The organism is Pseudomonas sp. 44 R 15, assembly GCF_900004965.1.
Classification (GTDB): Bacteria; Pseudomonadota; Gammaproteobacteria; order Pseudomonadales; family Pseudomonadaceae; genus Aquipseudomonas; species Aquipseudomonas orientalis_A.
On record NZ_CVTU01000096.1, the window covers coordinates 1 to 257 of the forward strand.

The window sequence follows — 257 nt, forward strand, 5'->3', positions numbered from 1 at the left end:
GTTACCCACGGATTCAAGCCTGCGTTCGGCCAGCGTGGTTTAACGGGTCGCCTGAGATCAAAAGCAAAAGCGCGGCGGCCTTGGAGCCGACCGGTGTTTTGTGCCGAGCCCGGTGAAAATGTGGGAGGGGGCTTGCCCCCGATGGCGGCCTCGGGGCTGGCCGGGATGTTGGATTGGAACGAGTACATATCCGTTTCTGCGGTAACGGCCACTTAGGGTTCCGCCCTGACGGCGGGTCACTTTGGAAAAGCCCCAAA

1 pseudogene is annotated in these 257 nt (G+C 61.1%); it reads right to left on the reverse strand.

Annotation, left to right across the window (positions count from 1 at the left end):
* Nucleotides 1-212 (reverse strand): annotated as a pseudogene (locus BFP93_RS29020) (hypothetical protein); the annotation flags it as partial.
* Between the last annotated feature and the right edge of the window lie 45 nt (nt 213-257).